The following is a 13,913-nucleotide window of genomic DNA, read 5'->3' as shown; positions in this document are numbered from 1 at the left end:
CCTGCGATGCCCTCACGAATCGACTTCCGCACCTCGCTGGACCTCGCCTGCCAGTTGACCGGCATGCGCGTGGCGCTGGTGGGCGAAATAACCGATGCGCACTGGCGGGCCGTGCAGAGCGTTGACCGCGCCGGCCTGGGCATCAGCAACGGCATGGTGCTGGACATCAACAAGACCTTCTGCAGGGACGTGAAGGCCCAGCAGTGCCCGGTCTGGTTTGCCGACGCACACGCCCACCCGGATTTCCAGCACAGCCCGGTACCCGGCCTGTATGGTTTCCGCAGCTATATCTCCGTGCCGATCACCCTGGCTGACGGCAGCATCTTCGGTACGCTCTGCACGCTCGATCCGCTGCCCCGGCCAGTGGACGAGAGCCATGTGGCGGCGCTGACGATGCTGGCGCGGCTGGTGGCCGCGCAGATTGATGCCGTGCACAGCCACGACGCCGATGCGGAACTGATCGATGGCCTGAAGCGTGATGGGACCAGCCGCGACGTGAAGTTGGCCGAATCCGAGCACAACAATGCCGAGCTGCTGCGGGTGGGCAAGGAGCGCGAGGAGTTCATCGCGGTGCTGGCCCACGATCTGCGCAACCCCGTGCAGGCCATCCGTGCCGGCGCCGACCTGCTTTCGCTGGGCGCGCTGAGCGTGGCGCAGCAGAAGGTGCTGGAGCACATCAACGACAGCACCGACCGCATTGCCGAGCTGATCGATGTGACCCTGGATTTCGCCCGGGGCCGGCTGGGCACCGGCATTGCCCTGAAGCTGGAAGACTGGTCCGATCTTTCCGGGGTACTGGCCGTGGCCTGCCGCGAGGCCATGCGTGCCTATCCGCAGCGCCGTTGCGAGGTGGATCTGCAGTTGCCGCCGGTGTTCCGCTGCGACGGTGCGCGCCTGTGCCAGCTGCTGGCCAACCTGGTCATCAACGCCGCCGTGCATGGCACCGCCGGGGAACCCATTCGCGTGACCGGCCGCAGCGAGGGAGACGGCCTGCGCATCGAGGTGGCCAACGCCGGGGTGATCCCGCAGGCGCAGCTGGCGGCGTTGTTCGAGCCGTTCTCGCGCCCGCAGGAGAAGCGCCTGGATTCCGGCCTCGGCCTGGGGCTGTATATCGCCTCGCAGATCGCCAAGGCCCATGGCGGCACCCTGTCGGTGGCCAGCGCCAGCGATTCGGGCACGGTACTGACCCTGCGCCTCTGAAACGAAACGGCATTGCCCGAACGGGGGATGCGTGTCGAAGTGTTGCAAATGCTAATATTTCTCATTTGCAACCACCCCCACACTGCCCATGCCCATCAACTTGCCCCGCCGCCGCGCCCTGTGCGCCGCGCTCGCCCTGCCCTTGGCTATTGCCGCCCACACTACCCACGCGGCCGCCAGCCCGCCTGCCGGCGTGCAGGATCTGGACAAAGTGGAAGTGCGTGGCCGCGCACAGACGTTGTACCGGGCCGACGACGCCGCCGTCGGCACCCGCACCGACACCCCGCTGACCCTGGTGCCACAGTCGATCCAGGTGTTGCCGCGCGAACTGATCGATGATCAGGCCGCCCGCCAGGTGACCGACCTGTACCGCAGCATCAGCGGCATCAGCTTCTTCAGCTACGCCGGCGTGACGCTGCGCGGCTTCCGCCAGGAAAACGTGCTGTACGACGGCCTGCGCGGCGATCCCTATGCCGGTTTTTCGGTGCCGCAGCTGTTCAACATCGAACGGGTGGAAGTGCTGAAGGGCCCGGCCGGCGCCCTGTACGGCGGCGGCGATGCCGGCGGCGTGATCAACTACGTGACCCGCAAGCCCAAGGCCAGCGCCGAGCGCCGCATCGAGCTGCAGGTGGGCAACGAGGACTTCCGCGCCGCGTCGATTGAAGGCACCGGCCCGTTGAACCGCAGCGGCAGCGTGCGCTACCGCGCGGGCCTCTATGGTGATACCGAATCGGGCGTGCGCTGGAACACCGACAGTGAGAGCGTGATTGGCGATGCCTCGCTGGCCTTCGACGTGGGCGACACCGGCGAGCTGGTGCTGCAGTTCACTGATATCACCCAGAACCTGGGCGGCAACCGCCTGCGCGGCGTGCCGGTGGACGACAACGGCACCTTCCTGACCGACCGCCGCTGGAACCACAATGAGGCCAGCGATTTCCTGGACATGCGCGCCAAGGTGGCGCTGGCGCAGTACCGCTTCGCCCCCACCGACGCGCTGGACGTGGACGTGGCGGCGCGCTGGTTCAAGAACAGCGAACACCAGATGTACCACGAGCCGATGGGGCTGATCGACCGTGACGGCGACGGCGTGGCCGAGTGGATGACCCGCCAGCTGCGCAACCAGATCCGCGACAACGACGCGGTGACCGCCAACGCCAATGCGGTGTGGCGCACCCGCACCGGCGGCATCGAGCACAAGGTGCTGTTCGGCGCCGACGTGTACCAGACCGATGCAGACTTCACCGCGCAGACCGCCAACAGTGCAGACCTGGCCCGTGGCGCCGGCCCGGTGCAGGGCATCGACCTGTTCAACCCGGTGTACGGCGCCAGCACTTGGCATGACTACAACCTGGCCGCCCTGCCCTGGCGCAGCACGTCCACCCGCAGCCAGCGCTACGGCGGCTACCTGCAGGACGAGCTGACCCTGACCCCGCGCTGGCACGTGCTGGCTGGCCTGCGCTGGGACGGCTTCAAGGACGAAGACCGCATCGCCCACAGCAGCGTGGATGGCAACGACATCAGCTGGCGGCTGGGCAGCACCTTCATCGTGCGCGACGGCCTGAACCTGTACGCCAACGTGGCCAGTGGTTTCGTGCCGCAGACCGCGGCGAACCAGAATTCAGCCGCCGGCGGTCCGTTCGATGCCGAGCGCAGCAAGCAGTGGGAGGTTGGCATGAAATCGCTGCTGGCCGACCGGGTAACCCTGAACCTGGCCGCCTACCGCATCGACCGCAGCAACATCGTGCAGGCCACCGGCGAAGTGGTGGGCGGGGTGAACCAGCTCGCTGCGCTGGGCCTGGTGCGCAGCACCGGCATGGAAATGGACCTGCTGGCCGACGTGACCGAACGCTGGGTGCTGAACCTGACCTACGCCTACAACGATGCGCGGGTGAAGGATGCCGGCCCGAACGGGATCACCAATGCCTCCGGCGATCGCTTCGCCAATGCGCCGCGCAACAAGCTGGGCCTGTGGACCCGCTACGACCTGCCCGCCCTGCATTCGGCCATCGGCTTCGGCGCCGATTACGTGGGTGAGCGCGTCAGCCTGGACGGCCAGCGGGTGAAGCCCTATGCCGTGTTCGACATGAGCTGGAAGACCACCTGGCAGCAGTGGCAGTTCCAGGCCAACGTGAAGAACCTGTTCGACAAGGTGTATGCGGCCAGCGGCTTCATCGAGCGCAACGGCCACTTCCCCGGCGAACCGCGCCGGGTGTACCTGCAGGCGGCGTACAGCTTCTGATGCCGCAGTGACCACCCGGCGGCGTGTAGAGCATGCACACACGCCGTCGGGTACGCTGTGCCACCTTCCTGCCCTGAGCGGCCATGCACGCCTTTTCCCTTCCGGTCTCTGCGCCCGAGCAGCTGGCGTACCGTCTGCTGCAGGACAGTGACTGGGCACAGACCGCGCAGGCCGCACAGATGCCGGACGAACTGCGCACCGTGCTGGCCATGGTGTTCGATTCACCCGAGCCGATGTGGATTGCCTGGGGACCGCAGGACAAGGCGTTCTTCTTCAACGACGCCTACCTGCCGCTGCTGGGCGGCAAGCTGCACGGCGCCATGGGCGCACGCCTGGATCTGGTGTGGGCCGATGTCTGGGCCGACGTCAGCCAGGCCATCGACGATGCCTTCGCCGGCACCGCGCGCAGCTTCCAGAACCTGCGCCTGATGATGGACCGCGACGGCGCGATGAAGGAAACCTGGTGGACCTTCTCGTATTCGCCGCTGCGGCTGGGCAACGGCGAGATTGCCGGTCTGCTGTGCGTGGTGAGCGAGCAGACCGAGCGGGTGATCGAGCGCGACCTGCACAGCCGCCAGGTGGCTGCCATTACCCAGGAAGCACGCGAGGCGCACCTGGAACTGGTGCGCGCACGCGAGCAGCTGCGCCAGGCACAGAAACTGGAAGCCATGGGCCAGTTGACCGGTGGCGTGGCGCACGACTTCAACAACCTGCTGCAGGTGATCACCGGTTCGGTGGACATGCTGCTGTACGGCTGGCCCAGCGATGACCCGCGCCGGCGCTACGCCCAGGCGATCGAATCGGCGGCCGAGCGTGCGACCAAACTGACCGCCCAGCTGTTGGCATTCTCGCGGCGGCAGAGCCTGTCGCCGGAAGTATTCGACCTGTGCGAGAGCGTGCTGGCGCTGGCGGACATCATCACCACCGTGGTGGGCGCGCGTATCGATGTGGACCTGCACTTGCCCGACGTGCCGCTGCCGGTGCTGCTGGACCGCAACCAGCTGGATACCGCGCTGATCAATATTGCGGTGAACGCGCGCGATGCGATCGAGGGCCACGGCAAGGTGACACTGGCAGTGCAACGGGTCAGCACCGTGCCATCTGTGCGCCAGTCGATTCCGCTGAAGGGCGACTTTGCTGCGATCAGCGTGACCGATTCCGGCAGCGGCATTGATCCTTCGGTGCTGGAACGCATCTTCGAACCGTTCTTCACCACCAAGGGCGTGGGCGCCGGCACCGGGCTGGGGCTGAGCCAGGTATTTGGCTTCGTGAAGCAGTCCGAAGGCGAAGTGGATGTGCAGAGCCGGCCGGGCGCGGGCACCTGCTTCACCCTGTACCTGCCGCTGACCCAATGCACCGACAGCGTGCCGCGCCCTGCCCCGCACCCTGGCCTGGCCAGTGGCGACGGGCTGTGCGTGCTGGTGGTGGAAGACAACGTGGACGTGGCCGACTTCGCCGTGGGCGCGCTGCGCGAGCTGGACTACGGCGTGGTCCTGGCGCGCAATGCGGCCGAGGCCATGGCCGAACTGGAACATGACGCCGCGCGCTTCCAGCTGGTGTTCACCGACGTAGTGATGCCCGGCACCAACGGCCTGGAGCTGGCACGCACGATCCGCACGCAGTTCCCGAAGCTGCCGATCATCCTGACCAGCGGCTACAGCGAATTGCTGGCGCGCGACCCGGGCCATGGCTTCACCCTGCTGCGCAAGCCGTATTCGCTGAAGCAACTGGCCCAGGTGATGACCGAAGCGGCGCACGGCAGCGCCCGGTAGATGCCCACCTAGGTGGGCATGGCTTTCCGCCTACCCTGCGCGGTCTCGCTTTGGTAGATGCCCACCTTGGTGGGCATTGCTCTTTGCCTGCCCCGCGCGGTCTCGCTTTGGTAGATGCCCACCTTGGTGGGCATTGCTCTCTACCTACCCCTTGTGCCCACCAAGGTGGGCACCTACCGAAATGCCTTTGGTAGATGCCCACCTTGGTGGGCATTGCTCTCTGCCTACCCTTCGTGCCCACCAAGGTGGGCACCTACCGGGCACGCAGCGGATCGTGGGTTGTCACGGAACCAGACACCGTTCCACCTGCAGCGACAAGGCTTCGCAGGCGTCGAACAACCCATCGACCACGGCCGCTGAGGGGCAGCCCGCCGGATCATCACTCTCCCGCGCCACATGGGCGGCATGCAGCACGGCGGTCAGTGCCGTAATGCCCGACGCGCAGCGTGTGGCCAGGGCCAGATCGAATGCGCGGGTGGGAGTCAGGCGATGTTCGCCCCACGGTTGGCCGTCGGCACGCAGGTTCCTGCCGTGGCCTTTCAGGTGCGCGAAGAAGGCAGACGGCGCGAGGCTGTCGGGCGAATCGCAGAGCGCGTCTTCCAGCTGTTCGGCGATGGCATTGGGCAGATCGCGCGTGGCATTCCCCAGCAGCGCGTGCAGGCGGGGATAGTCGGGAAGCAGGTCGGACATGGCGGCAACCTCACGGTGTGGCCACCTGCGAAAGCAAGGTGGCGGACGGTGCGGGTTGGCGTGCCGGATACATGCCACGAGAAGCCGGCGGATCGGGAGATCCCCACGCACCGTCCGCCAGAGACTGGCAGGCGGTGCATTGTCGGGGCCGCACGTTGCTGTGCAAACCCGACGTCGTGCAGACATGTAAGTTCGGGACGCCAATCCCGGCCAGGGCGGGTGCCTTGGCGAGGCGATGATTGCCGCAGTCTTTCGTGGATGAAAAGTAGGGAAATACGCCGCCATGGCGTGGTCAAGGCACATGCGTCATGCGGTGACGGGCGCCCCCTTCAATGGCGCTGCCGGCTTGGAGCCTTCATCCACGCCAGCCGCAATTCAACTCGCCCCTACAGGCCAATCGCGACACCTCACCCGTCAACTGTCATCGCGCGCGCTCTGATAACCGCGATAGGTTTCGCCCACTCGCGCATGGCCAGCAGCACCGGCACCAGCGTGTGGCCGAACTCGGACAGTTCGTACTCCACCTTCGGCGGCACTTCTGGATAGACATGGCGGATCACCACGCCATCGGCCTCCAGCTCGCGCAGTTGGCTGGTCAACATGGATTGGGTGGCATTGGGCACCCGCCGCGTCAGTTCCATGAACCGGCGCCTGCCCTTGATCAGGTGAAACAGAATGATCGGCTTCCACACGCCACCCATCACCGAAAGCGTGACTTCCACGGCGCAACCACTTTTGTTGTCCCAACGCCTGCTACGCATGAATACTCCGGAAAACCATAGTACCTACGAAAAACCATCGTTCTTGTTGCAATAACGGTGCGAGCCTAGCATGGGCGCATCCATTGACCGTGAGGCCCGCGATGACATTCAAGGCACTACTTTCCAGCAAGACCGACGACCGCGTAGTGACTGAACTGGTCGATTTTGATGAGGCCGACCTGATGGACGGCGATGTGCTGGTGCAGGTCGATTATTCGACCCTGAATTACAAGGACGCGCTGGCGCTGACCAACAGCCGCCCGGTCATCCAGAAGTTTCCGCTGATTCCCGGTATCGACCTGGCCGGCGTGGTGCTGGAATCCAGCAATGCCGATTTCAAGACCGGTGATCGCGTGGTACTGAACGGCTGGGACCTGAGCATGGGCCACCACGGCGGCCTGGCCCAGCGCGCGCGCGTGCGTGGCGAATGGCTGAACAAGATTCCCGGCAACCTGACCACCCGCGATGCCATGGCCATTGGCACTGCAGGCTATACCGCCATGCTGTGCGTGCTGGCGCTGGAAGATGCCGGCGTGACCCCGGTCAAGGGCGATGTGCTGGTAACCGGCGCTAATGGCGGCGTGGGCTCGATTGCCGTGGCCATTCTGTCCAAGCTGGGTTACCGCGTTGTGGCCGCGACCGGCCGCCCCGAACATGCCGACTACCTGCACAGCCTGGGCGCGGCGGAGATCATCGACCGCGCGGAGCTTTCCGAGCCGCGCAAGAAGCCGATCAGCGCCGAACGCTGGGCCGGCGTGGTGGACGTGGCCGGCGGCCCCACCCTGGTCAATGCCCTGGCCGAAACGAAGTACCGCGGCGCGGTGGCGGCCTGCGGCCTGGCGCAGAGCGATGCCCTGCACGGCTCGGTGCTGCCGTTCATCCTGCGCAACGTGACTTTGGCAGGCGTGGATTCGGTGAACGCACCGCAGGACGTGCGCCAGCGCGCGTGGGATCGCCTGGCCACCGATCTGGACCCGAAGAAGCTGGAAAGCACGGTGCAGCAGATCGGGCTGGCTGAAGTGCTGGATGTGTACGAGCAGATCATCCCGGGCAAGGTGCGCGGGCGGATCGTGGTGGATGTGAATGCCTGAGGGCGCGTAGATCGGCGCACGCCGGTGCCCATCCAGGTTCACGCACCCATCTGGCCCACGTCGACCCAATCGACGTGGGCCGCGTCGAGCCCGATCTACCCTATCCGCCCACCATGGTGATCGGCATCTGGCATTCCTTGCGGAAGTTGGCGGCCTTGCGGTCCAGCGCACGTCGCAGCTTTGGAATCGTGCCCACCTTGTTACGTAGTGCCACTACCGAAATCGTCCCCGCAGCGATGGCCGACGTTCCCCCAAGGCTGTTGGGTGCGCTACGAATGTTCCAGGCCAGCGCATCCAATCCCGTCCCGAACGCCAGCACGCTATCCAAGGGCATGAATGCCGTCGCGCCGACGTTACCGTTGTTATGTTCACCCCAGTGCAGAGACGTGGTCAGGCTCGTGGATGACGAGCGGAACTCCTTCTGCGGATCCGAAGACCTGTACAGGTGCAACGCCGCATCTTTAGACGCGCGCATTGGCGTCCCGGCTTGCTGCGCGTCGAACCAGAAGTCCATTTCCGCGACAACGTCACGTTCCGCAACGGCCTTCACAGCATCGCCTGCGCCCGGCCGGATTTCATAACTCAGCGACCACCTGAACGTCGCACCTGGAGCAAAGGATGCCTTCTCTGCAGGCGTCCACGTATAGCTCTCCGACAGCCCGACCGCCGCGCCTGTACTTTCGCTCACGTACCTTGTGGCGAGCCAACGCCCATCAACACCCTTTTCTTCCACGGTACAGGTGAGCCAAGGGCCAGATGACTGGGCCATCACTGTCGGTGCAAGCACCAGCAGTAGGCTCAGCAGACAACGTCCCTTCTGACTCACAGGCATGGCATTCCTTCCTTGTCGAGGATTGTCCGTTGGACCGCAGCGTACCCCGGTCCGGCGCGGAGGTAAAAGCCACACGCGACGCCAAGCCCCCTTATCATTGGGCTGTAAGGGCGCTTTACGCCCAGTGACGTACGCAAGGCAGTATCTGGATGTCTATGGAATGGCGCCCCTCGGGCTGGGGCCAACGTGTGACCCGCTCGCCGGACTGGCGGCTGCGGCTGGATGGCGAACAGGTCGAACTCTCGATTGGGAGCACGCTGTACCAGCAGCACGTAGATGGCGCCGCGCGTGTGCGGATCATTCCGGGCCTGTTCTGGGCCCGGGTCGAGCTGCAGCGCGACGACGGTGAAACGCTGTCCGTCGATGGCCTGCCCAACCGCCAGGCATCGCAGCTTTCGGCCGCCGTGCAGCAGGTCCTGCTTGCCTGCACCACCCGTGGGCGCAAGGCGCTCTTTCAAGACATCCTGACGCAGATCCAGAACTGGCTGGCCGAGGCAGATGCCCTGACCGACCGCGGCAGCGCCGGGCGCCGCTGGATCACGCACGACCAACAGCAGGCACTGCTGGCCGAGCGCCCTGCCCTGCCGTTGCAGCCGTCCGCGCTGCAGCGGCTGTTCCTCGACGAGGATGTGCACGACGACCTGCATTCGCACAGCCACCGTGCCGCGCTGGACGCCCTGCACGATTGGGAGCTGGATTGGCCGTCCGTCTGGGCCGAAGCCAACGCGACCATGGCAACGCGCGAGCTGGTGCTGGCCCGCAATTTCCTGCACCGGGTCGAGAGCAAGCCACTGACCGAAGAACAGGCCCACGCGGTCATCTGCTTCGACAACCACGTGCAGGTGGTCGCCGCCGCCGGCTCCGGCAAGACCTCGACCATGGTCGCCAAGGCCGCCTATGCCATTGATCGCGGCTTCGTTGCGCCCGAACGCATCGTGATGCTGGCCTTCAACAAAGATGCCGCCAAGGAACTGGAGGACCGCGCGCAGCGATCGTTCGAACGGCTGGGCATGGGCGATACCGTGGTGGAGGCGCGCACCTTCCACGCACTGGGCCTGTCGATCATCGCCAAGGCGACCGGACGCAAGCCTGATATTCCAGACTGGGCCATCGACGCGACGCTGGGCTTCAACAAGCTGGCCGAGCTGGTGGACGACCTGAAGGACCGCTCGACCCACTTCCGCACGCAGTGGGACATGTTCCGGCTGGTATTCGGCCGCGATCTGCCGCCGCTGGGCGCGCAGATGCTGGCCGATGGCTACGACCGCGATGGCACGCCCTATATCCGCACCCTGCAGGGCGAGCGGGTGAAGAGCCTGGAAGAGTGCGTAATTGCCGATTGGCTGTTCTACAACGGCGTGGCCTACGACTACGAGCGGCGCTACGAATTCGATACCGCCACCGATATCCATCGCCAGTATCGGCCGGACTTCTATTACCCGGATGCCGCGCTCTACCACGAGCACTTCGCGCTGGATGCCGACGGCCAGCCGCCGCAGCAGTTCGCCAACTACGCCGAGGGTGTGCGCTGGAAACGCGAGCAGCATGCCGCACGCGGGACCGCGCTGGTCGAGACCACCTCGTTCGGGCTGCGCAGTGGCGAGGCCCTGCACCACCTGTCGGCGCGGCTGGGCGAATCGCGCATTGAACTGGACCCGAACCCGGACCGCGAGCTGCCCGACGCCGGCGCCAAGCCCATGCCCGATGCCGATCTGATCGGCTTGATGCGCACCTTCATTGCCCATGCCAAGAGCAACTGCCTGAGCCTGGAAGACATGGCCGAGCGCCTGCGGCAGATGCCCGAGGACCAGTTCAAGGAACGCTACCGGCGCTTCCTGGAAATCGCCGGGCCCGTATTCCAGGCCTGGGATGACGCACTGGCCGACGAGCGCAGCATCGACTTCGAAGACATGTTGAACATGGCCGCCGGACTGCTGGAACAGGGCCATTATGAATCGCCCTACGAACTGGTGATGGCCGACGAATTCCAGGACGCCTCGCGCGCCCGCGCCCGCCTGTGCCGCGCCCTGGTCAACCGCCCGGGCCGCTATCTGTTTGCGGTGGGCGATGACTGGCAGTCGATCAACCGTTTCGCCGGTGCCGATGTTTCGGTGATGACCGGTTTCCGCGAATGGATGGGGCACGGCCAGGTGCTAAAGCTGGAGCAGACCTTCCGTTGCCCGCAGGCACTGTGCGATATCTCCAGCCGCATCATCAGCCGCAATCCTGCGCAGATTGCCAAGACGGTTCGCTCTACCGCGCCGGTAATTGGGCCGGTGCTGCAGGCCTTCCAGATGACCCGGCGCGAAGAAGTGCAGGATGGCGTTCGCCAGTATCTGGCCCAGCTGCATCAGCAACTGCTGTCCGGCGCGGTGCCTCGCGGCCGCAACGGGCGCGTGACGGTCTTCATTCTGGGCCGCTACCGGAATGAGCGCAGCGCACTACCGGCGGACTGGAAGGCAGCGTTCGGCAGCACGATGGACGTGGAGTTCCTGACCGCGCACCGTTCAAAGGGCCGCGAGGCGGACTACGTGATCCTGCCGGGAATGGTGAACCGCGGCTTCCCCAGCCTGCGCGCGGATGATCCGGTGCTTTCGCTTGCGATGCCCGAAGGCGATACCTTCCCGCTGGGCGAAGAGCGGCGGCTGTTCTATGTGGCGCTGACGCGCGCGCGGCGGAGTGTTGCGATGTTCACGCTGCAGGGCAAACGCTCGCCGTTCCTGGATGAGCTGGTGCAGGATGGCGTGGTGGAGGTTACGAGCGTGTCGGGTGTGGCGATCAATGAGGAGCGCTGCCCGGTGTGCAAGGTGGGGGTGTTCGTGGAGCGGAATGGGCCGCATGGGGCGTTCCGGTCGTGTTCCAGTTACCCGTTGTGCCATAACAAGCCGAAGGGCGTGCGACGCGGGTAGGCCTGGCCAGAGCGGATCGTATGGTCAGCGCACGCCTTGCAATGGCGCGCCGATGAACGTGAAGCTGAGAGAGCGGGAACTGTCGCATCTGCCCAAGAAGCCAGTCAGGGCTTCATCTTTCAAGGCGACACGCTCTACCCAGCTGATCTACGATCTGGGCCGTCCTGCGAACTGCATCACGCACTGAGAGCCATGCTTTGTAGTAAGCCTGTACTGGCGCCGCCCGGCAGCACCTCAATCAGCGACATGGATCGATCATGCTGACATTCCTCCAGACCCTTCCTCGTGTAGTTCTCATCGCCTTGGTCACCGTCGTCGCGCCTGGCTGCAGTGAGGACCGTTCGTACCCGGCCTACCGCGAGAATCCTGCTCCCACGGACGCGCTTGCTATCGTGATTCGGGTAAACGATGCGCCCGTGGAAGTCCCTGCTCCCAAGGTCTTCGTCTCCTACGAAATAGACCCGCTCTGTCTCCCGCCGATCGACAACTACGAGGGCGTGCAGTACGCGCCGCAACGCCAGTCAGTGGTGTTTCCGGTGCAACGCGTCAGCAAGACCGAATTCACTGCAACAGTGTTCAAAGATGGTATGGAGGTCGCCGACTACTATGGCCGCGGACCATGCAACTGGACGCCACGCTTTGTGCAAGCATCGTTCATGATGGACGTCGAAGGCCGCCCGATCAGAGTAGCTATTCCCGCCTTCTTTCCAGAGATCGAAGATAAAGCGCGCTCTACTACATACGTGGAGAAGGCACTTAGACCGCTGATTCCAGGACAGACACCCGAGCGAGCGGGCATCTGGCCAGACAGCCAATTCCAGAAGATCCCCGAAGGTGAGCACTCAAAGTACTTCCCTATCGAGATTTCCAGAAAGGCTGAAGGAGAGATTCGATGAATCCTGTTACCGCCGCCGCGCTCTCCGACAGCACGTATGAATCCCCTCCCTTGGAAGATGCGTTCATCACCGTTGCGGGTATCAAGTACGAGATTCTGGCCGGACGCGACTCCAGTACCGGATATCAAGGCACCGTCTATCGCAGCCTAGCAACGAACGAAGTCATTGTTGCCCACCGCGGCACCGAGTTTGATCGCGAGCCACTGCTCGATGGCGGGATCGACGCCGCCATGGTTGCTGCCAGAATCAACCCTCAGATCGACGATGCCCTCGCGCTGACCAAACAAGCCATCAGAATGGCGAATGAAATGGGGTACGGCCCTGTACACGTCACCGGCCACTCCCTGGGTGGCGCGCTTGCACAGATCACCGCACACCACTACAACCTCCCCGGCGACGCGTTCAATCCCTACGGCGCTGCCGGATTGGCGTACCGCATTCCCGAAGGCCAGCCCGCCAATGCGGCACCCTTCACCAACCATGTCATGGCAGGCGACCTGGTGAGCGCAGGCGGCCCCCATTACGGCAAGGTTGAGATGTATGCGCTCCCCAAGGAACTGGAGGTTCTGCGCAACGCCGAACAGGGCCAACGCGTCGGGTCCCTTCTGGCACCTGGATTGAGGAGCGGGCACGCCATCTCCGCGGCGGTGGCGGTGCAATTAGGCGACTCCCATCGGGTAGTTCATTTCCTTGATCGCATGACCGACAAAGGGCCGGTGCAGTCCGTCCTTGACGATCCCAGCGCACGGATCACCGCCCCCGACGACCTGCGCCGGGTCGCTGAGTACCGCAGTGACATCCATCAAGTACGCATGGGAGCCACCGTTGTTGTAGGTGGCGGCCCAGGGCTACTACGTGACGGGATCAATCATCTGCGAGGCACCGAGGAAGCCGGCGAGTACGCTCGCCGCGAGGCCGAAGCGGAGCAACGGGCACACAGTGCACTCAAACCTGGTGAGCGACTGACGCAAGAAGCAACCGACAAGGGCTCGCCTTCGCTGAGCAACCCGGGCTTCGCACCCAAGAGTCCACTACAGGAAAGCATCGAATCGACCCTGGACAAGATGAATCAAGATCCCAGGGACAAAGGGCACGCTGATCATCCGCTCTATCAACAGATCCGCAATGGTGTATCGGCCGTGGACTCCACGCATGGGCGCAGCTTCGACGAAACCAGCGAACGCGTCTGTGCCAGCCTGCTGGCATCGGCCAAGAGTGGCGGCCTGGATCGGGTCGATCACGTCGTCTTGGGCAACCCATCTTCCGACGGCTCTGGCCCGCGCATGTTCGTTGTGCAAGGTGAGCTCGACAACCCGGCACATCTCCGGGCATCAGTAGCCATCAGCGACGCGATCAACACTCCAGTGGAGCAGTCACTCGCCAAAGCTGAGCAGATCTCACAGGCGCAGCAGCAGGTTGCCCAGAAAGAGCAAGCCCACGAGCAGGCGCGAGATGCGATGCGCATGGGGTAATTGCTGCGCAACCGAACCCCATCTGTTCGTTGCTCTCACGTGATTGCGCAG

General features: G+C 64.7%; 9 protein-coding genes and 1 pseudogene. 7 read left to right on the top strand and 3 right to left on the bottom strand.

Translation table 11 applies throughout. The features are described from left to right. The first annotated feature begins 6 nt into the window (after window positions 1-6). The 3 genes from G4G00_RS19600 to G4G00_RS19590 all read left to right on the top strand — a co-directional run bounded on the left by G4G00_RS19600 (window position 7) and on the right by G4G00_RS19590 (window position 5,211). On the top strand, window positions 7-1,200 hold the full coding sequence (locus tag G4G00_RS19600) for a GAF domain-containing sensor histidine kinase (RefSeq protein WP_108753414.1): 1,194 nt from the start codon (window positions 7-9) through the stop codon (window positions 1,198-1,200). Window positions 1,201-1,288: 88 nt separating this feature from the next. Then, on the top strand, window positions 1,289-3,439 hold the full coding sequence (locus G4G00_RS19595; protein WP_164275934.1) for a TonB-dependent siderophore receptor: 2,151 nt from the start codon (window positions 1,289-1,291) through the stop codon (window positions 3,437-3,439). 83 nt (window positions 3,440-3,522) lie between these two features. Next, complete coding sequence (locus G4G00_RS19590) at window positions 3,523-5,211, top strand: PAS domain-containing sensor histidine kinase (protein WP_108753416.1); 1,689 nt, start codon at window positions 3,523-3,525, stop codon at window positions 5,209-5,211. Window positions 5,212-5,493: 282 nt separating this feature from the next. On the opposite strand, the gene G4G00_RS19585 is transcribed toward G4G00_RS19590, so the two are convergent. Together G4G00_RS19585 and G4G00_RS19580 are read right to left on the bottom strand one after the other, a co-directional pair. Next, entirely contained in the window at window positions 5,494-5,901 is a 408-nt protein-coding gene (locus G4G00_RS19585) for a hypothetical protein (protein ID WP_108753417.1), read from the bottom strand. Between the two features lie 414 nt (window positions 5,902-6,315). Beyond that, window positions 6,316-6,662: pseudogene (locus G4G00_RS19580) on the bottom strand (helix-turn-helix domain-containing protein). Window positions 6,663-6,763: 101 nt separating this feature from the next. Here G4G00_RS19580 and G4G00_RS19575 point away from each other — a divergent pair. After that, window positions 6,764-7,753: an MDR family oxidoreductase gene (locus G4G00_RS19575; protein ID WP_164275931.1), complete on the top strand. Its 990-nt coding sequence runs from the start codon at window positions 6,764-6,766 to the stop codon at window positions 7,751-7,753. Between the two features lie 100 nt (window positions 7,754-7,853). On the opposite strand, the gene G4G00_RS19570 is transcribed toward G4G00_RS19575, so the two are convergent. Then, window positions 7,854-8,585, bottom strand: coding sequence for a hypothetical protein (locus tag G4G00_RS19570; protein ID WP_164275928.1), 732 nt, complete (start codon window positions 8,583-8,585; stop codon window positions 7,854-7,856). A gap of 155 nt (window positions 8,586-8,740) precedes the next feature. Between G4G00_RS19570 and G4G00_RS19565 the strand changes: the two genes are divergently transcribed. The 3 genes from G4G00_RS19565 (at window position 8,741) to G4G00_RS19555 (ending at window position 13,862) form a co-directional block, all read left to right on the top strand. After that, a complete protein-coding gene (locus G4G00_RS19565) occupies window positions 8,741-11,494 on the top strand; it encodes a UvrD-helicase domain-containing protein (protein WP_164275926.1) in 2,754 nt (917 codons plus the stop codon). A 257-nt stretch (window positions 11,495-11,751) separates the two neighbouring features. Continuing rightward, complete coding sequence (locus tag G4G00_RS19560) at window positions 11,752-12,390, top strand: hypothetical protein (RefSeq protein WP_164275923.1); 639 nt, start codon at window positions 11,752-11,754, stop codon at window positions 12,388-12,390. Further along, complete coding sequence (locus G4G00_RS19555) at window positions 12,387-13,862, top strand: XVIPCD domain-containing protein (protein ID WP_164275920.1); 1,476 nt, start codon at window positions 12,387-12,389, stop codon at window positions 13,860-13,862. Before G4G00_RS19560 ends, G4G00_RS19555 begins: the two co-directional genes overlap by 4 nt. The last annotated feature ends 51 nt before the right edge of the window (window positions 13,863-13,913 follow it).

This window comes from Stenotrophomonas sp. B1-1, assembly GCF_010894375.1.
GTDB lineage: Bacteria > Pseudomonadota > Gammaproteobacteria > Xanthomonadales > Xanthomonadaceae > Stenotrophomonas.
The sequence above is the reverse complement of the archived record's forward strand: the minus strand, read 5'-3'. Positions and strand labels throughout refer to the sequence as shown.

Excerpts from the sequence above, each read along its gene's own strand:
- G4G00_RS19590 (WP_108753416.1), top strand. The coding sequence starts at position 3,523 with ATGCACGCCTTTTCCCTTCCGGTCTCTGCGCCCGAGCAGCTGGCGTAC.
- G4G00_RS19565 (WP_164275926.1), top strand. The coding sequence starts at position 8,741 with ATGGAATGGCGCCCCTCGGGCTGGGGCCAACGTGTGACCCGCTCGCCG.
- G4G00_RS19575 (WP_164275931.1), top strand. The coding sequence starts at position 6,764 with ATGACATTCAAGGCACTACTTTCCAGCAAGACCGACGACCGCGTAGTG.
- G4G00_RS19595 (WP_164275934.1), top strand. The coding sequence starts at position 1,289 with ATGCCCATCAACTTGCCCCGCCGCCGCGCCCTGTGCGCCGCGCTCGCC.
- G4G00_RS19600 (WP_108753414.1), top strand. The coding sequence starts at position 7 with ATGCCCTCACGAATCGACTTCCGCACCTCGCTGGACCTCGCCTGCCAG.
- G4G00_RS19560 (WP_164275923.1), top strand. The coding sequence starts at position 11,752 with ATGCTGACATTCCTCCAGACCCTTCCTCGTGTAGTTCTCATCGCCTTG.
- G4G00_RS19555 (WP_164275920.1), top strand. The coding sequence starts at position 12,387 with ATGAATCCTGTTACCGCCGCCGCGCTCTCCGACAGCACGTATGAATCC.
- G4G00_RS19570 (WP_164275928.1), bottom strand. The coding sequence starts at position 8,585 with ATGCCTGTGAGTCAGAAGGGACGTTGTCTGCTGAGCCTACTGCTGGTG.
- G4G00_RS19585 (WP_108753417.1), bottom strand. The coding sequence starts at position 5,901 with ATGTCCGACCTGCTTCCCGACTATCCCCGCCTGCACGCGCTGCTGGGG.